Here is a 21648-nt window from a genome sequence, read left to right as displayed (position 1 = left end):
CTCGATGTTCAACTTCCTTCGCAGGGCGCAGGGCCAGACCCCGCCGCTGGCCGAGATCGTGGCCGGCGTCGCCGCGGGCCGGATCGCGCTGGTCGACGTGCGCGAGGCCGGGGAAATCCGCGCCACCGGCAAGGCCAGCGGCGCGCTGGCGATTCCGCTGGCGGTCCTGCCGGTGAAGGCCGACCCGCTGGCGCCGGATGCGCTGCTGGCGCCGGGGCGGCCGGTCGCGGTCTATTGCGCCTCGGGCGGGCGGTCGGGCATGGCGGCACAGGTGCTGCGGCGGATGGGCTACGAGACGGTCTGGAACATCGGCGGGCTGCGCGACTGGCAGGCCGCCGGCGGTCAGGTCGAAAGGATCTGACGGCGGCGCGCCTGCAGGCGGTGGACGGCGATGCCGAGCCCGCAGAACAGCGCGGCGAGAACCGCCATCACCCCCGGCCCGGCCCCCGCCAGCACCGCGGCCAGCACCGGCGTGCCGGTGGTGGTGCCGAGGTTGCCCAGCTGGGCGATGGCCCCGGCCGCCGCGGCGCGGTCCTCGGCGGCGGCGTTCAGCTCGGGGATCGAGGCGAAGCTGGCGCCCTGCACGATGCCGAGCGCGGCGGAGAGCCAGAGCCCGCCGGCCAGCATCGCCATTCCCTGCCCCCATCCCAGCCAGAGCAGCAGGAAGCCGGGGATGGCGGCGGCATAGCCCCATTGCACCAGCCGCACCGCCGACATCCGGCCGAGCAGGCGGACGCCGAGGGTCAGCGAGACCGCGATGGAGATCAGCGGCATCCCGGTCGCCATCAGCGCCCGCTGCGCCAGGGGCGTCTCCGGCGGCAGCAGGGTCAGGCAGGCGACGTAGAGGAAGGTGTAGAAGCAGAAGCCCATGGCGGGGGCGGCCAGCCGCGGCGAGGCATAGATGCGCAGGTGTTCGGACAGGATATTGTGGATACGCCGGGGTATGGCCGCATCATCCGCGGGCAGCACCAGCGCCAGCACCGCGGCCAGAACCGCCATCCAGACGGCATGGCCCAGGAACAGGCCGGGGATTCCGCCCCAGGCCAGCACCGGCGGGGCGACCAGCGCCAGCACCGCATAGGTGACGCCGAAGAACGAGGACCACAGCGTCATGGCGAAGGGCCGCTTCGGCTCGGGCGCGAGGCCGGCGATCATCACCGGGCCGACCACGACGATGGTCAGGTGCGACACCCCCTCCGCCACCCGGGCCAGGATCATCAGCGGCCAGCCGGGCAGCATGGCCTCCACCGCCGAGACCAGCGCGCCGAGCGCCATGGCGGAAACGATGGCGCGTTTCGGGCCGATGCGGGCGACGATCAGCCCGGCGGTGGTGCCGAAGACCAGCCCGACGATGCCGACGACCGAGACGACGAGGCCGAGCGCCATCTCGCCCTGCCCGCCGTAAAGCGCGCGCAGATCCTCGTAGATCACCGAGATCTTGCCGAATTGCGCCGCGGCGCCAAGGCCGGCGCACCAGAGCAGGACGACAAGGATCATGGGGGGCAAGGCGCGCATCCGCCAGTGCTAGCCGAGGCGGCCCTTGCGCGCCAGTCCCGTCACGCCCTCCCGTCAGATGTGCAGCGCGCGGCCATAGGCGTCCAGCACCGCCTCGTGCATCATCTCCGACATGGTGGGATGCGGGAAGACGGTTTCCATCAATTCCGCCTCGGTGGTCTCCAGCGTGCGGCCGACGATATAGCCCTGGATCATCTCGGTGACCTCGGCGCCGATCATGTGGGCGCCCAGCAGTTCCCCGGTCTTGGCGTCGAAGACGGTCTTCACCAGTCCCTCGGCCTCGCCCATGGCGATGGCCTTGCCGTTGCCGATGAAGGGGAAGCGGCCGACCTTGACCTCATGCCCGGCCTCCTTGGCCTTGGCCTCGGTCATGCCGACGCTGGCGACCTGCGGGTGGCAATAGGTGCAGCCGGCGATGGAGCCGGGCTTGATCGGATGCGGGTGGCCGCCGGCGATCAGCTCGGCCACCATGACGCCCTCGTGGCTGGCCTTGTGCGCCAGCCAGGGCGCGCCGGCGATGTCGCCGATGGCGTAAAGCCCGGGCACGCCGGTGCGGCAGAATTCGTCGGTCACCACATGGGTGCGGTCGATCTTCACCCCCAGAGCCTCCAGCCCGAGGTCCTCGACATTGCCGACGATGCCGACGGCCGAGATCACGGTGTCGAACTCCTGGGTCTCGACCTTGCCGCCCACCTCGATATGCGCGGTCACGCCCTTGCCGGGGTGTCGGTCCAGCTTCTTCACCGCCGCCTTTTCGAGGATCTTCATCCCCTGCTTGACAAAGCTCTTCTTCGCAAAGGCGGAAATCTCGGCATCCTCCACCGGCAGGATGCGGTCCATTACTTCCACCACGGTGGTCTCGGCGCCGAGGGTGTTGAAGAAGGAGGCGAATTCGATGCCGATGGCGCCGGAGCCGATCACCAGCAGCTTCTTCGGCATCCGCGACGCCACCAGCGCGTGCTTGTAGGACCAGACCAGATCGCCGTCGGCCTCCAGCCCCGGCAGTTCCCGCGCCCGGGCGCCGGTGGCGAGGATCACGTTCTTCGCCGTCAGGGTCTCGCTGCCCTTGTCGGTCTTCACCTCCACCGTGCCCGCTTTCGGCAGGGTGGCGGTGCCCATGAAGACGGTGACCTTGTTCTTCTTCATCAGATGGCCGATGCCGCCCGACAGCTGCTTGGCCACCGCGCGCGACCGCGCCACCACGGCCGGCAGATCGTAGCCGATGCCTTCCGCCTTCAGGCCGAATTCCTTGGCGCGGTGCATCAGGTGCAGGACCTCGGCACTGCGCAGCAGCGCCTTGGTCGGGATGCAGCCCCAGTTCAGGCAGATGCCGCCCAGATGCTCGCGCTCGACGATGGCGACGGATCGACCAAGCTGGGCCGCGCGGATCGCCGCCACATAACCGCCGGGGCCCGCGCCCACCACCACCACGTCGAAGCTCTGACCGGCCATTCTTCCCTCCCTCGGAAAAAGTGGTTTACCCTTAAACCATCAGGTTCAATCCAGCAACAAATCCCGCGCCGGGGGCCTATGCGCATCTTGCATGGCTATCCCCGCATCTGCTGCACCAGCGCCGGATAGCCGCCCGCGGCCAGGAACTCCGCCTCCTCGGGGCTGTTCTCGCGCCCGAGCGCGGCGTTGCGGCCGGGGAAGCGGCCGTAGCGCCGGATCATCTCCTGATGCGCGCGGGCGTGCAGCACCATCTCGGGATCGGTCATCCGCTCTTCCATCAGCTTCACCGCAAGCTCCTGGTCGGCGCGGTCCTCGGAATGCTCCAGCGGCATGTAGAAGAACTGCCGCTCCGGCTCCGGCACCTGCCGGTCCCAGCCCTCGTCCAGCGCGCGGCGGGCGGCGGCGCGGGCACGGATGTCGCTGGCGAAGGCCAGCGCGGTGCCGCGGTGGATGTTGCGCGGGAACTGGTCGGTCAGGATCAGATAGGCCAGCGTCCCCGCCGGCCCGTCGATCCAGTGCTCCAGATTGCCCTCGCGCGCCGCCGTCACCAGATCGGCGAAGCCCGCGGCGCAGGCCTCGTCCACTTCTTTGGTGCCGGAATACCAGCCCTCGGGGCCGATCTCGTCCAGCCAGAAATCCAGAACCGCCACCGGATCGGTCATCGCCATCTCCCGCTTTCAGGGCAGACTGGCAGGCAGGGACGGGCTGCGCAACCTCAGGCTTTGTCGCCGGGCGGGTTTTCTGCCGGCGCAGCGGGCTGGATCGCCAGCGCCTCGGCCGCCTCGGCCGCCGCCTCCGGCGTTTCGGGCGAGGGGCCGATCTCCGGCGCGCTTTCCAGCACGGCGACGGTGGCCAGCGACGAGGCGGTCGGCGCCACGCCGCGGAAGCCGCCGGTGACCGAGGGCGCCGCCCGTCGGCCCATCCGCCAGACGGTATAGCCGACCTGCGCAGCGTAGAGCAGGAGGATGAACAGGAAGAACCCCCGCGTCCCCACCACGCCCATCAGCCAGCCGGTGACCAGCGGCCCGAAGATCGCCCCGAAGCCGTTCAGGAAGATCAGCCCGGCCGAGGCGGCGGCCATCTGCTCTTTCGACAGGAAGTCGTTGGTATAGGCGATCAGCAGCGAATACATCGGATAGGTGACGCCGCCCAGAAGCGCCGCCACGATCAGATGCGCCCAGAACGGCAGCGCGAAGACCGTCGCCACCAGCAGCACGACCGAGGCCGCCACCGCCAGCCAGAGCATGATCTTGCGGCGGTCGATGCGGTCGGAGAACCAGCCCACCGGATATTGCAGCAACAGCCCGCCGACATAGAGCGCCGAGGTGAAGAGCGCGATCTGCTTCACGCTCAACAGGCTCAGCGTGCCCCAGACCGCCGCCATGCCGAACATCGCCGAGAACACGCCGCCCGAGATCAGCATCCCGACGCAGCCGAGCGGCGAGATCTGGAACAACTCGCGGAAGCCGAGCCGGGCGGTGGAATCGAAGGTGGGTGCGGGGCTGTCGGCCAGCAGGATCGGCAGGAAGGCCAGCGAGACCAGCACCGAGGGGATCAGGAACATGTCGTAGCCGAAGGGATCGCCCGCCGCCAGCAGCGCCTGCGACGCCACGATCCCCAGCATCTGCACGATCATGTAAAGCGACAGCGCCTGCCCCCGGGTCTCGTTGGTGGCGGTGTTGTTCAGCCAGCTTTCGGCGGTGATGTAGATGCCGGCGAAGCCGAAGCCGATGATCACCCGCATCAAGGCCCAGATCTGCCATTCCACCAGCATCGGATAAAGCACCAGAACGGCGGAGATCAGCGAGCCGAGGGCGGCGAAGACCCGCACATGGCCGACCCGCCGGATCATCCCCGGCGCCAGCCGCGACCCGATCAGGAAGCCGAGGAAATAGGCCGACATGACGACCGACAGTTCCAGCGTGCTGAAGGCCTCCAGCGTGCCGCGGATGCCGAGCAGCGAGCCCTGCACCCCGTTGCCGACCATCAGAAGCAGGACGCCGGTCAGAAGCGGCCAGGCATGGACGAAGACTTTCAGCATCTCACCCTTCCGGAATCAGCAGCGAGGCATCGCCGTAGCTGAAGAAACGATAGCCCGATTCCACCGCATGTCGGTATATCCGGTCGACCCGCGCCTTGCCCATCAGCGCCGAGACCAGCATCAGCAGCGTCGAGCGCGGCAGGTGGAAGTTGGTCATCAGCGCATCGGTCACCCGGAAGGCGAAGCCCGGGTAGATGAAGATGTCGGTCGGCCCCTCCCAGGGCTCCACCCGCCCGGTGGCGCGCGCCGCCGATTCGATCAGCCGCAGCGCCGTGGTGCCGATGGGGATCACCCGCCCCCCTGCCCGCTTCGCCGCGTCGATCTGCGCGGCGGCCTCGGCCGTCACCTGCCCCCATTCGGCGTGCATCCGGTGGGTGGTCACGTCCTCCACCTTCACCGGCAGGAAGGTGCCGGCGCCGACATGCAGCGTCACTTCGGCGAAACGCACGCCCTTCGCCGCCAGCGCCTCCAGCAGGTCGCGGTCGAAGTGCAGGCTGGCGGTGGGGGCCGCCACCGCGCCGGAATGGCGGGCGAAGACGGTCTGGTAGTCCTGCCGGTCCTGCGCATCCGCCGGGCGCTTGGCGGCGATATAGGGCGGCAGCGGCATGGCGCCGGCCTCGGCCAGCGCCGCGTCGAAGGCCTCGCCTTCGCGGTCGAACACCAGCCGCAGGTCGGCCTCGCCCTTTTCCGCCACGCTGGCCGAGAGGTGATCGGAGAAGACGATCACCTCGCCCTCCTTCACCTTGCGCAGGGGCTTCGCCAGCGCCCGCCAGCCGCCCGCGGCCGCGGGTTCCAGCAGCGTGACCTCCACCTTCGCCACCGCCTCGCCGCGCGCACGGGTGCCGAACAGCCGCGCCGGGATCACCCTGGTGTTGTTCAGCACCAGCAGATCGCCGGGCCGGAACACCTCCACCAGATCGCGCACATGCAGGTCGCGGATCGCGTCGCCCTCGGCCAGCAGCAGCCGCGCTGCCGTCCGTGGCCGGGCGGGGCGGGTGGCGATCAGCGCCTCCGGCAGGTCGAAGTCGAAATCGGACAGCTTCATCTCATTCCCGCCCTCATCCCCCCGGCGCCCTGCGCACCACCGGGGCCGGGCGGCGGAAGATCTCGCGGAACATGCCGGGCGTCAGGATCGACAGCGGGTTGACGCTGACCGAGGGATTCGCCGCCGGGCCGCTGAGCCGGTAGGAAAAGCCGAACAGCCCCTCGCCCTTCCGCGGCGCGAAGATCTGGCCGATGCCGTTGAGGATATAGACCGGAGAGATCACGCCTTGCAGGTCCAGCTTGTCCGAGGCGCTGGAATAGGCGCCCTCGAAGGAAATGCCAAGCGAGGCGCCGACCGCCGCGCCGCGGGTGATCTGCACCCCGGCCGAGGACAGCACGAATTCCACGTCGCCCTCGTCGAACATCAGCCCCTGCCCGTTCATCTGCTCCAGGAGGCCGACGACCGAGATCGCCGACAGCAGCGCCGCCAGCGCCGGGGCCTCCTGCACCGACAGCCGGGTGAAGCTGGCGTTGCCGACATATTGCCCCTCGGGCCCGCGCGGGGAAAGCGTCAGGTCCAGCGTGCCGCCGCGGCCGTTCCTGAACACCCCCGCCGCCGCCATCACCGTGCCGGCATTGCCCGAGGTGATCCGCACCGCCGTGCGCCCGCGGTCGGGCACCACCGCGCCCTCAACCCCGCCGCGGCCGTTGACCGCTGCGGTGAAGCGGCCGTCCAGCCCGCCCTTCAGCGCCTTGAAGGCGCCGCGGAAATCGGTCAGCGCGACGGAGGAGGAGACCACCAGCCGGTCCAGCGCCACCTTCATCTCGGCCCCGTCGCCCTCGCCGCCGCCGGCGGTCTTCGGCATCAGCGGCAGGTTCAGGGTGCCGCCGCCGATCTCCACCGCCGGCGCCCGGGCCTTGCCGCGGCCGACCAGATCGACCCGGGCCGCCAGCCAGTTGCCCGCCTCCAGCCGCGAGAAGCTGGCCCGTTCCAGCCCGCCGCCCGGGGCGGTGGTCAGCCGCCCCTCGGCCAAGAGCCCCGGCGCATCCAGCCGCAGCGCGGTCACTTCCGGCCGCTCGCCCAGCCGGGCCGACAGCGTCAGGCTGGCCTTGGCCTTGGCCGGCTTCGACCAGCCCAAGGGGGGCACCTTCAGCCCCGCCCCCGCCAGCGCGGAGGTCAGCTCCAGCGACAGCGGCGCGCCCTTGGGGATGTCCATCTCCACCTCGGCCACCGCCTCGCCCGACAGCCACCCTTCGGGCAGGGCGATGCCGAAGCCGCGCAGTCTTGCATCGGTCAGCCAGACCTTCGCGCTGGCCGTCGCCCGCCCCCCGGCCTCGGCGCCGAAAGGCTGGCGGAAGGTCGCGTCGAAGGGCAGTTCGTCCAGCTTGCCCCTGCCCGCCAGTTCCATTCCGGCGGGCGTCACCTTCACCGCCATCTCCGGCAGCGCCAGCGCCTTGCCCGGCACCAGCACGGTCGACCGGAAATCGCGGACGAGGCCCGTCACCGTATAGGACACGTCGCCGACGCCGATCTTCTCCTTCAGCGGGAAGTTCAGCCGCGAGGTGATCTCCGCCCGCCCCTCGCCCAGGTCCACCGGCCGCCCGGCCTTGGTCAGGAAGCGGAACGGCTCCTGATCCAGGAGCGACAGCGCCGCGGTCAGCGACGACCGGGTGACCAGCGTCACCTCCGCCTGCGCCGGGATATGGGTGATGTCCGGCACCAGCATGACCGAGCCGGCGGCGTCGATCCGGCCGCCGTCCGGCGCGGTGACATGGCCGCTTTCCAGCGCCACGGTATAGGCATTGCCGAAGATCACCGCCCGCCCGGTGCCGTCCTGCACCGGCGGCAGGGTGCGGATGAAGCGGACCTCGGCGCCGTCGAAGCTGTAGTCCAGCGCGAAACGCGGCTCCTGCCCCGGTTCCAGCCGCAGGCTGGCGTCGAAATCGCGGAACTCGGCCTGGCCGACGTTGGCGGCCAGCCATCTGCGGGTCTTCGGCACCACCGAGACCGGCCAGAGTTTCAGCAGCCGGTCGGCGTCGATCCGGTCCAGCCCCACGTCCACGCCGCCGCGCCAGCCGCCCTGCCCCGCCGCCATGTCGCCGGTCAGCCGCAACTGGCCCTCGCCCTCGCCCAGCGACAGCTGGCCGATCTCGGCCCGGAACGGCGACAGCGTGACCCGCATCGCCAGCGCGCCGGTGTCGAAGCGGACGGGTTCCTCGAACAGCCCCTCCGGGTCCACCATCACCTCGGAGAAGGCCAGCTGCCCCACCACCGCCGCCGGCATCTGCCCCGGCGCCGCCAGCCCGCCCTTGCCGTCCTGCAACTCGGCCGATCCCCGCGCGCGCAGCCGCAGCGAGGCGCTTTCCACCCGCAGGCTGCCCAGCGTGATCCGCTGTCGCGCCGGGTCGTAGCGCAGCGCGATGCCGGCGCGGTCGAAGGCCACCGGCGCCGCCTCGGGCGCGGGCCGCACCACGCCGGCCCCCAGCGACAGCGCGCCCTCGAATCCCTTCAGCCGCCCCTCCGCGTCCAGCTCGCCGATCATCCGGCCGGAGATCGGCGCCTCCAGGAGCCCCAGCACCGCCAGCGGCGGCGCCTGCGCGGCAAGGTCGGCCGCCGCCATCTGGTCCAGGTTGGCCAGCAGCCGCGCGGCCGAGGTCGCCTTCTCGGTCTCGATCGTCATCCGGGCCGAAGCCGGGGTCTCGCCGTCCAAGAGTGTCACCCCCAGTTCCGCCGCCAGCCCCTCGGGCCGGTTCTCCAGGATCAGCCGGCCGTCCCCCAGCTGCCATTCCCGCCCGGCGCGGGCGTCCTTCAGCGTCAGCGTCAGCGCCTCGGCCTCGATCAGCCGCAGCCCCTCCAGCGCGGGGGTGGAGAACATCCGGTCCAGCGCGTCCAGCACCGCGGCCAGCGACTGCGGCTGCTGCGCGCCGGAAATCCCGCCGATGGACAGGCCGATCCGCCCCTCCTCGTCGCGCACCGCCTCCAGCTGCGCCCCCAGCAGGCGGACGGAGGCCGGGCGCAGTTGCCCGCGCAGCAGCGCCCCGGGGTCCAGCGCCACCGCCAGTTCCGGCAGGGCGAGGATCGACCGCCCCTCCGGCTCGATCAGCCGCAGGTCCAGCAGGCGGAAGCGCGGGGTGAAGTCGCGGTCCAGCGCCACCTCGATATCGCCGAGCGCGACGGCCGCGCCCTCGGGCAGGTGGCTGTTGTCCTGCAAGGCCCGGTTCAGCCGCGCCTCGGCCTCGGCCACAGCCCAGACCGGCAGGCCGAGGCTGCGCCCGGTCAGCGCCATGCCGCAAATCCCGAGGGCCAGCGCGATCACCAGCAGCGCCAGCACCAGCCGCAGGCCCAGCCGGGGCCGGTGGCGCCGGCGCAGCCGCGGCAGCCGGCGGCGCGGCGATGCCGCGGCCTCCGGTTCGCTCCGGTCTTCCATGCCCTCAGCCAGATCGGCCATGTGCCTCAATTCCGTGCCCGTCTTGCCGCAGGCGCCTGCCCCTTGCCTTCAACTCTGCCGGAAGGCAACAAGAACACCAAGCCCGGCCTTCCGCCTTGGCAAGGAGACGCCCATGATCAGCGCTGGCGAGACCGCCCCCGACTTCACCCTGCCCCGCGACGGCGGCGGCAGCGTCACCCTCTCCGCCCTTCGCCCCGGCAAGGCGGTGCTCTACTTCTACCCCAAGGACGACACCCCCGGCTGCACGCTGGAGGCGCAGGACTTCTCGGCCCTTGCGGCCGGGTTCGCCGCCGCAGGCACCACCGTCATCGGCATTTCCAAGGATTCGGTGAAGGCGCATGACAAGTTCTGCGCCAAGCACGGACTGCAGGTCATCCTCGCCTCCGACGAGACCGGGCGGACCTGCGAGGATTACGGGGTCTGGGGCGAGAAGAGCCTTTACGGCAGGCTGTTCCTCGGCATCACCCGCGCCACCTTCCTGATCGACGGCGAGGGCCGGGTGGCCCGGGTCTGGCCGAAGGTGAAGGTCAAGGGCCATGCCGAAGAGGTGCTGGCCGCGGCCCGGGCGCTGTGATGGGGGCGACCCTGGCCGAGATGGCGGTGGAGGTGCTGACCACCGCCGACGGGCGCGCGAAGACCGCGCTCGGCCGCCGCCACGCCGCCGCCTGGTTCGCCGCCCGCGCCGAAGGCACTCCGCTGCCCATCGGCCGGGCCGAGCCGCCGCTGCGTCCCGCAAGGCCCGCGCGCCCGGAACTCCTGCCCCCGCGCGAGGTGCCGCGCCGCCGCCCGGGCAGCCCGCAGGGCCGCATCGCGCTTCTCCACGCGCTGGCGCATATCGAGCTGAACGCGGTGGACCTGCACTGGGACATCATCGCCCGCTTCGCCGACCAGTCGATGCCCGCCGGCTTCTATGACGACTGGGTAAAGGCCGCCGACGAGGAGGCCAAGCATTTCAACCTGATCTGCGACGTGCTGGAGCGGAGGGGCAGCCATTACGGCGCGCTGCCCGCCCATGCCGGCATGTGGCGCGCCGCCGAGGACACCGTGGACGACCTGAAGGGCCGCCTCGCCGTTGTGCCGATGGTGCTGGAGGCGCGCGGCCTCGACGTGACCCCGGGCATGATCGACATCTTCCGCAAGGCGGGCGAGGAAGATGCCATCGCCGCGCTGGAGGTGATCTATGCCGAGGAGGTCGGCCATGTCGCCTATGGCTCTAAATGGTTCAACTGGCTCTGCGGCCGCGACGGCGAGGACCCGAAGGAGGTGTTCCACGCCCTGGTCCGCCGCTACTTCCACGGCGCGCTGAAACCGCCCTTCAACGAGGAGAAACGCGCCGAGGCCGGCCTGCCGCCGGATTTCTACTGGCCGCTGGCCGGGGACGGGGATGAGTAGCGGATCGGCGTCACTGCGGGCCGGTCCGCGGTCTGACCGGGCGGGATCAGGCGAGGCATTGCCTCGCCCCCGCCCGTGCGCGGCGGCTGCACCCGGAGACGGCAGTCACTCTAAACCCCGGGAGGCCAGCGCCCGACCCGGCGGGCGAGAAGCGCCCGCCGAGGGCGGGTCGGGCGCTGGCCGGGACTTATGGTCCCGGCCGGTCCATGCTGAACCGTTGCGCGGTGGCGAAGGCGATGGCCTTCGCTAGACGGCCGGGCGCTTGCGCAGGGATAACAGCGGAGCCAGCCCCCGCCGAGGGCCGTCCCCGCCCGATCGGCGGGTTTCTGCCGATCTTTCCGCCCCCGCAGGCCGGTTTCGCACCCTTCCGGTCAAAATCGTTGCGGCGGTGTAACACGCCCGCTAATCAATCCGCACACCAGAGCGGCCCCCGGGCGCCGCCCCTTTCCACACCAAAGAACGGACGCGCCCGCCAGTGCTGACCCGCCTCGCCTTCCGGATCAATACCCAGCTGGAACGCTATTTCCCCGAACAGCGGCTGTTCCTCAAATCCGACCACGGCACCCGCTTCGTCCGCCTGCGCCCCGCAACCCAGGCCATCGCGCTGGTGGTCGGCACGCTCGGCCTGGCCTGGACCATCGTCGCCACCGCCATCATCATGATGGAGACCATCGGCGCCGGATCGGCCCGCGAGCAGACCCAACGCCAGCGCGTGCTGTTCGAGGAACGCCTCGCTTTCATCTCCACCGACCGCGACACCCGTGCCGAGGAAGCCGTCCGCGCGCAGGAACGCTTCAACATCGCGCTGGCGCAGGTCAGCGAGATGCAGGAGAAGCTGCTGGCCTCCGAGGACAGCCGGCGCGAGCTGGAGACCGGGATCGAGGTGATCCAGAACACCCTGCGCCGCACCATCCAGGAACGCGACGAGGCCCGGGCCGAGGCCGAGCGGATGACGCTGGCGCTGAACCAGCAGGGCGGCGGCGCCACCGAGATGGGCCGCATCCGCGACACCGCCGCCACGCTGGACTACCTGACCGGCGCGCTCGGCCAGACCGCCCGCGCCCGCGACGCCGATGCCGTCGAGACCGCCGCCGTGCGCGAGGAGCTGGCCTCGCTGGCGCTGGAGAAGGCCGCGCTGGAGGCCCGCAACGACGCCATCTTCGCCAAGCTGGAAGAGGCGGTGACGGTCTCGATGGAGCCGCTGGACAAGATGTTCCGCGCCGCCGGGCTGGACCCCGACGACCTGATCTCCTCGGTCCGCAAGGGCTATTCCGGCCAGGGCGGGCCGCTGTCGCCGATCACCGCCTCCACCTCGGGCAGCACGGTGCTCAGCACCGACGAATTGCGCGCCAATGCGATCCTGAAGGAACTGGAGGAGATGAACCTCTACCGCATGGCCGCCTTCCGGGTGCCGCTGGGGATGCCGGTCAAGTCCTCGGTGCGCTGGACCAGCGGATTCGGCGGCCGCAACGACCCGCTTGGCCGCGGCTACCGCAAGCACGAGGGGCAGGATCTGGCCGGCGACTACGGCACGCCGATCTACGCCACCGCTGACGGCGTCGTGATCCACGCCGGCTGGGAAAACGGCTATGGTCGCCTGATCAAGATCCAGCATGCCTTCGGGATCGAGACCCGCTACGCCCATCTCTCCCAGATCCGGGTCGAGGTCGGCCAAAGGGTCTCGCGCGGGGACCGGATCGGTGATATGGGCAATTCAGGCCGGTCCACCGGCACCCACCTCCACTACGAAGTCCGGATCGGCGGCTCTGCCGTCAATCCGGTGAAGTTCATAAAGGCAGCCAGCGATGTTTTCTAAGAGCCGCATCAACGAGCCCGGGCCCAGCAAGGCCGACGGCGAGAAACCCAAGGCCCCGGAGGCACCCGTGACGAAACCCTCGATGGACTTCACCCCCACGGCGCCCAAGGGCAAGGCCGTGACCTCGGTCCTGTCCTCGGACCTGACCGTGGTCGGCAACCTGCGCACCACCGGCGACATCCAGGTCGAGGGCACGGTGGAGGGCGACATCCGCGCCCATCTGCTGACGGTCGGCGAAAGCGCCACCATCCGCGGCGAGATCGTCGCCGACGACATCGTGGTCAACGGCCGGGTGATCGGCCGGGTCCGCGGGCTGAAGGTCCGCCTGACCGCCACCGCGCGGGTGGAAGGCGACATCATCCACAAGACCATCGCCATCGAGTCGGGCGCGCATTTCGAGGGCTCGGTGCAGCGGCAGGAAGACCCGCTGGCCTCGGGCCGCGTCACCACCGCGACCCTGCCGCCGATGCGCAACGCCGCGCCGGAACCGGCGGAGAAGCCGGCCGAGGTCTGATCCCTCCCCCGCCGCAGGATCGCAAGGCGCGCCGAGGGGCGCGCCTTTTGCTTTTCGTCATCGCCGCTGAACCGGGCGGGAAAAGGCGAGGCGCTGCCTCGCCCCCGCCCGCTCGCGACGTTGCACCCGGAGACGGTGGTGTCCCAAATCCCCGAGAGGCCAGCGCCCGCCCGGGCGGGCGAGAAGCGCCCGCCGAGGGGCGGGCGGGCGCTGGCCGGGCTATTGAGGCCCGGCCGGACAAGGGGAAGCGTGGCGCTGTGGCGAAGGCCTTCGCCAGACGACCTGCGGGAAGAGCGTCTGCAGGGCCGGTTCACCCCGCCCTCGCCCTCCTACTCCAGCGCCCGCCGATACAGGTGCCAGCTCGCGTGCCCGAACAGCGGCAGCGCCACGAACAGCCCCAGGAACCCGGTCGCCATGCCGAGGAACAGCGACACCGCGATCAGCGCGCCCCAGGCCAGCATCACCCGGGGATTGGCCGCCACCAGCGCCCAGCTGGTGATCATCGCGGTGATGAAATCCACCTCGCGGTCCATCAGCATGGGCAGGCTCACCACCGCCAGCGCATAGAGCACCCCGGCGAAGACCGCCCCCACCGCGGTGCCGAAAGCCAGCATCGTCAGCCCCTCCGGCGTCAGGAAGACCTCAAGGCTTCTGGTGACATTGGTCAGCGTGGCGGTGCCGAGGAAAAGCGCGAAGATCATGTGGGCGAGGAAGTTCCAGAACAGGAAGAACACCACGACGATCGCCGCCATGGTCGGGATCTGCCGGTCCTTCTGCCGGAAGATCGCGCCGAGGACGCCGCCCCAGTCCAGCGCCTCGCCCGCCTCCAGCCGGCGCGAGACCTCGTAGAAGCCGCAGGCGATGAAGGGACCGAGGATCGGGAAGCCGCAGCCGGCGAAGATCGTCCACCAGATCTGCCCCTCGGTCAGCGAGGCCCAGGCGATCAGCCAGCCGCCCGCGACATAGACCCCGGCGAAGAACAGGCCGAAGACCGGCGCGCGCAGGAAGTCCCGCCAGCCCGCCGCCAGCGCCGCGCGCAGGTCGCCGAAGTCCAGTTCCAGTATCTCCGGCATCGGGCGCGCGCCCGCGGTGTCCTGATGCATCCTGCCCCTCCCTCTTGCGGGGAAAGGCTATGCGCGGGATGCAGCTTTTCCAAACAGGTATTTTCGCGGCAGGTTAACCGGCCTCGTCCTTCGCCTCCGGCTCCTCCTCGGCGAGGAGAGTCGAAGACCCCGACGAGCCCCCGCCTCCTCAGCCCTCGGCGTCGGCCCGGCTCTTGCCGGCCATGTCCAGCGCCAGCGTCGCCGCCATGAAGGCATCCAGGTCGCCGTCCAGCACCCCTTGGGTGTCGCTGGTCTCGTAGCTGGTGCGCAGGTCCTTCACCATCTGGTAGGGCTGCAGGACATAGGACCGGATCTGGTTGCCCCAGCCGGCATCGCCCTTGGCGTCATGCGCCTCGTTCACCGCAGCCGAGCGGCGGTCCAGTTCCATCTGGTAGAGCCGCGCCTTCAGCGCGTTCATGGCGATCTCGCGGTTCTGGTGCTGCGACTTCAGGCTGGAGGTCACCACGATCCCGGTCGGGAAGTGGGTGATCCGCACCGCCGAGTCGGTCTTGTTGACGTGCTGGCCGCCGGCGCCCGACGACCGGAAGGTGTCGATGCGGATGTCCTTGTCCAGCACCTCGATCTCGATGTTGTCGTCCACCACCGGATAGACCCAGACGCTGGCGAAGGAGGTCTGCCGCTTGTCGCCCGAGCCGAAGGGGGAAATCCTGACCAGCCGGTGCACGCCGCTTTCGGTCTTCAGCCAGCCATAGGCATTGTGGCCGGAAATCTTGTAGGCCACCGACTTGATCCCCGCCTCTTCGCCCGGCGTTTCCGACAGCATCTCGACGGTGAAGCCGCGGCGTTCGGCCCAGCGGGTATACATCCGCGCCAGCATCTCGGCCCAGTCCTGCGACTCGGTCCCGCCCGCCCCGGCGTTGATCTCCAGGAAGGTGTCGTTGCCGTCGGCCTCGCCGTTCAAGAGCGCCTCCAGCTCCTTCTGCGCCGCCACCTCGGCCAGCGCCTTCAGCGCCGTCTCGGCCTCGGCGACCACCTCTTCCTCGCCCTCGGCCTCGCCCAGTTCGATCAGGCCGATGTTGTCGTTCAGCCCGGCCTCGATCAGCTTGTAGCCGTTCACCGCATCCATCAGCGACTGCCGCTCACGCATCAGCTTCTGCGCCTTGGCGGGGTCGTTCCACAGATCGGGCTGCTCGATCAGCGCGTTGAACTCTTCCAGCCGGTGCGGCGCGGTCTCCCAGTCCATCCGCTGCGCCAGCAGCACCAGCGACTTGCGGATCGCCTCAACATGAGCTTGCGTCTCTGCGCGCATGATGCCCGTCTTTCCCTAGGTTCCGGCGGCCTGATAACGCCCCTGCCGCGCCCCGGCAAGGGTGCGGGCCGCGCCGGCCGCCCATTGGTTCAATAGAGCCCGCCCGAGGAGACGGTGCCGAAATCGGCCTTCTTCGGGATCACCTTGGTCTCGCCCGTCGCGGTGGTGACGGTGCTGCCGCCGCTCTCGGTCTCGCCATAGGCATAGAGCGGCAGATTCTGGCCCATCTCGAAGCCGCCGTCGACCAGCGCGCCCAGGCCGAAGATCGGGTCCTCGCCCTCGCGGAAATATTCCGCCACCACGTTCTCGCCGCTGGCGTCGTCGGGCAGGCGGGCGCCGGTGAAGCGGTCGATCTTCACGAAATAGCCCCCCGGCGGCACCTTGAACTTGGCCCCGCCGTATTTCTTGATCGCTTCCTTCATGAAGCTCTCGAACACCGGGCCGCAGAAGCCGCCGCCCGAGACGTTGCCGAGCGATTTCGGGTTGTCGTAACCGATGTAGCAGCCGGCGACGATGGTGCTGGTATAGCCGATGAACCACACGTCCTTGGCGTCGTTCGTCGTCCCGGTCTTGCCCGCCACCGGCACCGGCAGGTTGATGCCGCGCGCGGTGCCGCGCTGCACCACGCCCTCCATCATGCTGGTCAGCTGATAGGCGGTGATCGCGTCCATCACCCGCTCGCGGTCCGAGGTGATCTCCAGCCCCGCGCCCTTCGGCAGGCCGGGATCGGTGCAATCGGTGCAGACCCGCTTGTCGTGGCGATAGACGGTGCGGCCGTAGCGGTCCTGCACCCGGTCGACCAGCGTCGGCTCCAGCCGCTCGCCGCCGTTGGCGAACATCGCATAGGCGGCGACCATCTGGTAGAGCGTGGTCTCCTGCGCGCCGAGCGCATTGGCGAGATAGGGGTTCATCCGGTCGTAGACGCCGAAGCGTTCGGCATAGCCCGCCACCGTCTGCATCCCGATCTCCTCGGCGATGCGGATGGTCATCAGGTTGCGGCTCTGCTCGATCCCCGTCCGCAGCGGCGCCGGGCCGTAATACTTGTTCGAGGCGTTCTTCGGCGTCCACAGCCCCTGCGGCGTGTTCACCTCGATCGGCGCGTCGACGACGATGGTGGCGGGGGTGAAGCCGCTGTCCAGCGCGGCGGCATAGACGAAGGGCTTGAAGCTGGAGCCGGGCTGGCGCTTGGCCAGAGTGGCGCGGTTGAACACCGAATCCTGATAGCTGAAGCCGCCCTGCATCGCCAGCACCCGGCCGGTGGTCACGTCCATCGCCATGAAGGCGCCCTGCACCTCCGGCACCTGCCGCAGGGTCCAGCGGATGAAGCCGCCGTCCTTGTCGTCGGTCATCCGGCGGACATGGACCACATCGCCCGGCTTGAAATTGTCGTGGAAATTGCCGCGCATCCACTCGATGTCGGCGCGCGGCACCACCTGCGGCTCGGCCTCGGTCGCCTCGACGCCCTCGATGCCGATCCGCAATTCGCCGTCGCCCACTTCCAGCACCACCGCCGGGAACCAGCCCTCGATGTCGCGCGGCACCTCGACGGCGGCCAGCGCCGCGCGCCATTCGGCCTCGCTGTCCAGCACCGAGGCGTCCAGCACCTCGCCGGTGCCGCGCCAGCGGCCGAGGCTGCGGTCGTATTTCTCCAGCGCGATGCGCAGCGAGGTCTCGGCCTGGCGCTGCAACTCGGGGTCGATGGTGGCGCGGATGGTCAGGCCGCCGTTGTAGAACTCCTCCTCGCCGAAGTTCTTCGACAGCTGGCGGGCGATCTCTTCGGTGAAATAGGTGCGGTCGGGCAGCGCCTCGCGGTAGGAGGGGTAATCCCCCGCCATCACCGTCTTCAGGGGCTGCGCCTTTTCCGCCTCGTAGGTGGCCTGGTCGATGTAGCCGTTCTGGCGCATCTCGCCGAGGACATAGTTCCGCCGCTCGACCGCGCGGTCGTATTCCTGCACCGGCCGCAGGCCCTTGCCGGGGGATTTCGGCAGCGCCGCCAGATAGGCGGCCTCGCCCGGGGTCAGCTGGTCCAGGGTCTTGTTGAAATAGGTCTGCGCCGCCGCCGCCACCCCGAAGCTGCGGTAGCCGAGGTCGATCTGGTTCATGTAGATTTCAAGGATGCGGTCCTTGGACAGCGTCGCCTCCAGCCTTGTGGCCAGGATAATCTCCTTGATCTTGCGCTCGATCCCCTTGGCGCCCTTGCGGGTGCCGTCCAGCAGCATGTTCTTCGCCACCTGCTGGGTGATGGTCGAGGCGCCGCGGATGTCCTCGCCCTTGCTCTTCACCGCATCGACCAGCGCCGCGATCATGCCGCGGGCGTCGTAGCCCTCGTGGCTGTAGAAGTTCTGGTCCTCGGCCGAGATGAAGGCCTGCTTCACCAGGTCGGGGATGTCCTCGGCCGGGACGAACAGCCGCCGCTCGCGGGCGAATTCGTCCAGCACCTTGCCCTCGCCGGTGTAGATGCGGCTGATCGTCGGCGGGGTGTATTGCGCCAGGCTTTCGTGGCTGGGCAGGTCGCTGGAATACATCCAGAAGATCGCGCCGACGGTCAGGGCGCCGAAGAAGGCGCCCAGCGTGATCATCGTGAAGATGGCTCCGAAGAAAGAGCCGATGAAACGTATCACGCCTGTCTCCCGTGCCCGTCTGCCTTGGATGTCGCGCCTCCCTATAGCAGACGCGCGGCCCCGTCAAAACCTTGGCCGGCCGGCCCGGCGGCTAGCCGCCCTTCACCGCCCGGATCGCCCTGTCTTCCTCTGCCCAGGCCGCCAGCCCGGCGACCAGGGCGGCCGCCATCCTCGCCCGCCACTCCGGGTCCTCCAGCCGCTTCAGGTCGCGGGCCGAGGACAGGAACCCCAGTTCGACCAGCGCCGAGGGGATGTCGGGCGATTTCAACACCGAGAATCCGCCCTGCTGGTGCGGGTGGCGGTGCATCCGCAGCTCCGCCCCCTTGATCGCGCCGACCAGATGGCCGGCCAGCCGGTCCACCCGCGGCTGCGTCTCGGTCCGCGCCATGTCCATCAGCACCGTCACCACCACGTCGTCCTGCGCGCTCAGGTCCAGCCCCGCCAGCAGGTCGTCGCGGTCGTGCCGCTCGGCCAGCGCCTGCGCCGCCTCGTCGGTGGCCTCCTCGGCCAGGGTGTAGACCGTGGCCCCCTGCGCCTCGCCCTCGGCCAGCGCATCGGCGTGCAGCGACAGGAACACCGTCGCGCCGGCCGCCCGGGCGATGGAGATGCGGGTCTCCAGCGGCACGAAGACATCCTCGTTGCGGGTCATCACCACCTTGAAGCGGCCGTCGCGCAGCAGCGCCTCCTTCAGTTCGCGGGCGAAGGTCAGCATCAGCTTCGCCTCGGTCTGGCCCTCGCGTTCGGCCCCCGGGTCGATGCCGCCGTGACCGGGGTCCAGCACCACCACCACCGGCCCGCTGCCCTGCACCGGCGACGGCGGCAGGTCGGCGGCTTTCGGCGCCGCCCATTCCGCCGGCTCGGGCCGCGCGGCCTCGGCGGCGAAGGCCGCAGCCGTCGCCGGTTCCAGCGCCAGCCGGACCACCGCGCCGGGATCGCCGGTCTGCATTTCGGACCGCGCCACCGTCCAGGGCCCGTCCAGCTCCACCACCAGCCGCGACCAGCCCGGGCGGAACACCCCGGCCCGCAGGGCGCGCACCGGCGTGGGCAGCGCCAGAGTCTCGACGCCCTTCCAGTCCACCTCGCGCATGTCGAGGATCAGCCGCGGCGGATCGTCCAGCAGCCGCACCCGCCAGGGCACCGGCTGGCTGATCGCCAGCGCGATCTCCACCCCGCCGGCATCGCCCTGCAGGTGGCTCTGCCCCGCATCCAGCCGCGCCAGCGCCGACAGATCCTGCGCCGCCGCCCCGAAGGCCAGCGCCCAGACCATCGCCAGAACTGCAAGAAGCGCCCGCATCGCCTGCCCTTTTCTTGCCCCATTATCCCCGGCGGGCGGGCGGAAGTAAATTCACCTTGCCGCCGCCGGGCCCATCACAAAGCGGCGACCGCCCCGCGCCGCGGCGATCCCCGGCTTGCGCTGCTCCCGCCCTGCCCCTTAAGGTTCGGCCGTTCCACGACCCGCGGTTCGGGTCAACCTGCAAAGGAAGCCCCATGCGCCTGCCCCTCGCCCTCGCCGCCACGCTGACCGCCCTCCCCGCCCTCGCCGGCGGCCTGGGAGAGATGACCGAGGCCGAGCGCGCCGCCTTCCGCGAGGAGGTCCGCGCCTATCTGCTGGAAAACCCCGAGGTGATCGTCGAGGCGATGACCGAGCTGCAGGTGCGCGAGGACATGGCCGCCGCCGACCGCGACCTGCAGCTGATGGAGGCGAACCGCGACGCCATCTACCACAGCCCCGACGACTGGGTGGGCGGCAACCCCGACGGCGACATCACCGTGGTCGAGTTCATGGACTACCGCTGCGGCTATTGCCGCAAGGCCTATGAGGAGGTGGAGGAACTGGTCGGCAGCGACGGCAACATCCGCTTCGTGCTGAAGGAATTCCCCATCCTCGGCGAGGAATCGCTCTTGTCGTCGCAATTCGCCATCTCGGTGCGGATGCTCTACGGCGACGCGGCCTACAAGAAGGCCCATGACGCGCTGGTCACCCTGCGCGGCGAGGCCAATGCCGAGACGCTGGGGCGGCTGGCGACCGAGCTGGGGCACGACCCGGCGGCGGTGACGGCGAAGATGGGCTCGGAAGAGGTCCAGGCGGTGATCGTCGCCAACCACGACCTGGCGACGGCGCTGGAGATCAACGGCACCCCCACCTTCGTGATCGACCGCACCATGGTGCGCGGCTACGTGCCGCTGGACGGGATGCGCCAGATCGTCGAGGGCCAGCGTCAGGACGGCTGACGCCGAAAATCGCGCGATTTTCGGGGCGATTTCCGCGCGGAAATCGCCCTACTCCGCCGCCTGCGCCTCCAGCGCGGCCAGTTCCTCGGCGCGCTTCTCGACCAGTTCGACGATATGGTCAATCATCTTCTCGTTGGTCATGGTGTGGTCCTGCCGGCCGGCCATGTAGACCATGCCCTTGCCGGCGCCGCCGCCGGTGAAGCCGATGTCGGTCATCAGCGCCTCGCCGGGGCCGTTCACGACGCAGCCGATGATCGACAGGCTCATCGGTGTCTTGATGTGCTCCAGCCGCTTCTCCAGCGCCTCCACGGTGCGGATCACGTCGAAGCCCTGCCGCGCGCAGCTGGGGCAGGAGATGATCTGCACGCCGCGGGTGCGCAACCCGAGGCTCTTCAGGATCTCGTAGCCGACCTTGACCTCCTCCACCGGGTCGGCCGACAGCGACACCCGGATGGTATCGCCGATGCCGAACCACAGCAGGCTGCCGAGGCCGATGGCCGATTTCACCGTGCCGGAGGTCAGCCCGCCCGCCTCGGTGATACCGAGGTGGATCGGCGCGTCGGTCGCCGCCGCCAGCTGCTGGTAGGCCGCCGCCGAAAGGAACACGTCCGAGGCCTTGCAGCTGATCTTGAACTCGTGGAAATCGTTGTCCTGCAACAGCTTGATATGGTCGAGGCCGCTTTCCACCATCGCATCCGGGCAGGGCTCGCCGTATTTCTCCAGCAGATGCCGCTCCAGCGACCCCGCGTTCACCCCGATACGGATCGAGCAGCCGTGGTCCTTCGCCGCCCGCACCACCTCGGCCACCCGCTTCGCGTCGCCGATGTTGCCGGGGTTGATCCGCAGGCAGGCCGCCCCCGCCTCCGCCGCCTCGATGGCGCGGCGATAGTGGAAATGGATGTCCGCCACGATCGGCACCGGGCTTTCGCGCACGATCTCGCGCAGGGCGCGGGTCGAGGCCTCGTCCGGGGTGGAGACCCGCACGATGTCCGCCCCCGCCTCGGCGGCGCGGATCACCTGGTCCAGCGTCGCCTTCACGTCCGAAGTGTCGGTGTTGGTCATGGTCTGCACCGTGATCGGCGCATCGCCGCCCACCGGCACGCGGCCCACCATGATCCGGCGGCTCTTCCGCCGCTCGATGTTGCGCCAGGGACGGATCGGGTTCAGCGACATGGGGATGCCTCAAGCCATTCGCGGCGAACATAGGCAAAAGCCCACCGGGCGGCAACCGCCCGGGCCCGCCCCGGCCTTCACGAAGG

17 protein-coding genes are annotated in these 21648 nt (G+C 70.0%); 6 read left to right on the top strand and 11 right to left on the bottom strand.

Going from position 1 to position 21648, the window contains the following annotated elements:
• Window positions 1-4 precede the first annotated feature (4 nt).
• Complete coding sequence (locus G5B31_RS19105) at window positions 5-361, top strand: rhodanese-like domain-containing protein (protein ID WP_165019805.1); 357 nt, start codon at window positions 5-7, stop codon at window positions 359-361.
• Here G5B31_RS19105 and G5B31_RS19100 read toward each other — a convergent pair.
• The 6 genes from G5B31_RS19100 to G5B31_RS19075 all read right to left on the bottom strand — a co-directional run bounded on the left by G5B31_RS19100 (window position 343) and on the right by G5B31_RS19075 (window position 9441).
• Entirely contained in the window at window positions 343-1497 is a 1155-nt protein-coding gene (locus G5B31_RS19100; protein WP_240904495.1) for an MFS transporter, read from the bottom strand. The genes G5B31_RS19105 and G5B31_RS19100 overlap by 19 nt on opposite strands.
• A gap of 72 nt (window positions 1498-1569) precedes the next feature.
• The gene (gene lpdA / locus G5B31_RS19095) at window positions 1570-2967 is read right to left on the bottom strand and encodes a dihydrolipoyl dehydrogenase (protein ID WP_165019803.1); all 1398 of its coding nucleotides are present in this window, start codon (window positions 2965-2967) and stop codon (window positions 1570-1572) included.
• 95 nt (window positions 2968-3062) lie between these two features.
• Window positions 3063-3629 carry a DUF924 family protein gene (locus tag G5B31_RS19090; protein ID WP_165019802.1) on the bottom strand — a complete coding sequence of 189 codons (567 nt, stop codon included), beginning with the start codon at window positions 3627-3629 and terminating at the stop codon, window positions 3063-3065.
• Window positions 3630-3682: 53 nt separating this feature from the next.
• Window positions 3683-5008: an MFS transporter gene (locus G5B31_RS19085; protein ID WP_165019801.1), complete on the bottom strand. Its 1326-nt coding sequence runs from the start codon at window positions 5006-5008 to the stop codon at window positions 3683-3685.
• Window position 5009: 1 nt separating this feature from the next.
• Complete coding sequence (gene queA, locus G5B31_RS19080) at window positions 5010-6053, bottom strand: tRNA preQ1(34) S-adenosylmethionine ribosyltransferase-isomerase QueA (protein WP_165019800.1); 1044 nt, start codon at window positions 6051-6053, stop codon at window positions 5010-5012.
• 13 nt (window positions 6054-6066) lie between these two features.
• Window positions 6067-9441, bottom strand: a complete 3375-nt coding sequence (locus tag G5B31_RS19075; RefSeq protein ID WP_165019799.1) for a hypothetical protein — start codon at window positions 9439-9441, stop codon at window positions 6067-6069.
• A gap of 112 nt (window positions 9442-9553) precedes the next feature.
• Here G5B31_RS19075 and G5B31_RS19070 point away from each other — a divergent pair, with 112 nt between their 5' ends.
• The 4 genes from G5B31_RS19070 to G5B31_RS19055 all read left to right on the top strand — a co-directional run bounded on the left by G5B31_RS19070 (window position 9554) and on the right by G5B31_RS19055 (window position 13163).
• Window positions 9554-10015 carry a peroxiredoxin gene (locus G5B31_RS19070; RefSeq protein WP_165019798.1) on the top strand — a complete coding sequence of 154 codons (462 nt, stop codon included), beginning with the start codon at window positions 9554-9556 and terminating at the stop codon, window positions 10013-10015.
• On the top strand, window positions 10015-10833 hold the full coding sequence (locus tag G5B31_RS19065) for a ferritin-like domain-containing protein (protein WP_165019797.1): 819 nt from the start codon (window positions 10015-10017) through the stop codon (window positions 10831-10833). The genes G5B31_RS19070 and G5B31_RS19065 overlap by 1 nt, the downstream gene beginning before the upstream one ends.
• Window positions 10834-11308: 475 nt before the next feature.
• A complete protein-coding gene (locus G5B31_RS19060) occupies window positions 11309-12649 on the top strand; it encodes a DUF5930 domain-containing protein (RefSeq protein ID WP_165019796.1) in 1341 nt (446 codons plus the stop codon).
• Window positions 12639-13163 carry a polymer-forming cytoskeletal protein gene (locus tag G5B31_RS19055; protein WP_165019795.1) on the top strand — a complete coding sequence of 175 codons (525 nt, stop codon included), beginning with the start codon at window positions 12639-12641 and terminating at the stop codon, window positions 13161-13163. Before G5B31_RS19060 ends, G5B31_RS19055 begins: the two co-directional genes overlap by 11 nt.
• 329 nt (window positions 13164-13492) lie before the next feature.
• Here G5B31_RS19055 and G5B31_RS19050 read toward each other — a convergent pair whose 3' ends face one another.
• The 4 genes from G5B31_RS19050 to G5B31_RS19035 all read right to left on the bottom strand — a co-directional run bounded on the left by G5B31_RS19050 (window position 13493) and on the right by G5B31_RS19035 (window position 19451).
• Window positions 13493-14266, bottom strand: a complete 774-nt coding sequence (locus G5B31_RS19050; protein WP_165019794.1) for a DUF2189 domain-containing protein — start codon at window positions 14264-14266, stop codon at window positions 13493-13495.
• A 148-nt stretch (window positions 14267-14414) separates the two neighbouring features.
• Window positions 14415-15536, bottom strand: coding sequence for a peptide chain release factor 2 (gene prfB, locus G5B31_RS19045; protein ID WP_165019793.1), 1122 nt, complete (start codon window positions 15534-15536; stop codon window positions 14415-14417).
• An 89-nt stretch (window positions 15537-15625) separates the two neighbouring features.
• Window positions 15626-18157, bottom strand: a complete 2532-nt coding sequence (locus G5B31_RS19040) for a PBP1A family penicillin-binding protein (RefSeq protein ID WP_165019792.1) — start codon at window positions 18155-18157, stop codon at window positions 15626-15628.
• A gap of 91 nt (window positions 18158-18248) precedes the next feature.
• Complete coding sequence (locus G5B31_RS19035) at window positions 18249-19451, bottom strand: N-acetylmuramoyl-L-alanine amidase (RefSeq protein ID WP_165019791.1); 1203 nt, start codon at window positions 19449-19451, stop codon at window positions 18249-18251.
• Between the two features lie 194 nt (window positions 19452-19645).
• On the opposite strand from G5B31_RS19035, the gene G5B31_RS19030 reads away from it, so the two are divergent.
• A complete protein-coding gene (locus tag G5B31_RS19030; protein ID WP_165019790.1) occupies window positions 19646-20389 on the top strand; it encodes a DsbA family protein in 744 nt (247 codons plus the stop codon).
• Window positions 20390-20437: 48 nt separating this feature from the next.
• On the opposite strand, the gene ispG is transcribed toward G5B31_RS19030, so the two are convergent.
• Window positions 20438-21562: a flavodoxin-dependent (E)-4-hydroxy-3-methylbut-2-enyl-diphosphate synthase gene (ispG, locus tag G5B31_RS19025; protein WP_165019789.1), complete on the bottom strand. Its 1125-nt coding sequence runs from the start codon at window positions 21560-21562 to the stop codon at window positions 20438-20440.
• Window positions 21563-21648 lie beyond the last annotated feature (86 nt).

The sequence above is a fragment of the Rhodobacter sp. SGA-6-6 genome (assembly GCF_011043545.1).
Lineage (GTDB): Bacteria > Pseudomonadota > Alphaproteobacteria > Rhodobacterales > Rhodobacteraceae > Pseudogemmobacter.
The sequence above is the reverse complement of the archived record's forward strand: the minus strand, read 5'-3'. Positions and strand labels throughout refer to the sequence as shown.